1 pseudogene is annotated in these 429 nt (G+C 61.3%); it reads left to right on the forward strand.

Annotation, left to right across the window (positions count from 1 at the left end):
• Positions 1–164: 164 nt before the first annotated feature.
• Positions 165–429 (forward strand): annotated as a pseudogene (locus tag M3148_RS17345) (cell division protein FtsZ); the annotation flags it as partial.

The following is a 429-nucleotide window of genomic DNA, read 5'->3' on the forward strand; positions in this document are numbered from 1 at the left end:
CGTTATGACGTCTCGTCCCCTGAGCATCCGACCTCTCGCTGAGTAGTCTCAAGCTACGGTTGAGGGTCAAGGTCAAGGTTGGCTGCAGCGTTGGACACCCTTTTGACGTGCTCATAGCCTTGCCCCTAGACCGGTCCGTCAGACAAGAGTGAGGCAGAACTCCAGTGGCTATTCCATCCCAGAACTACCTCGCCGTGATCAAGGTCGTGGGGGTAGGCGGTGGCGGTTGCAATGCCGTGAACCGCATGATCGAGGCGGGGCTCAAGGGAGTCGAGTTCCTCGCCGTCAACACCGATGCCCAGGCCCTCCTCACGAGCGACGCCGACGTTAAGCTTGACATCGGCAGGGACCTCACTCGAGGTTTGGGAGCCGGCGCTGACCCGGATAAGGGGCGCCAGGCTGCCGAGGACCATGCTGACGAGATCGAGG

Origin of the sequence: Georgenia satyanarayanai (assembly GCF_023715365.1) — a bacterium.
Classification (GTDB): Bacteria; Actinomycetota; Actinomycetes; order Actinomycetales; family Actinomycetaceae; genus Oceanitalea; species Oceanitalea satyanarayanai_B.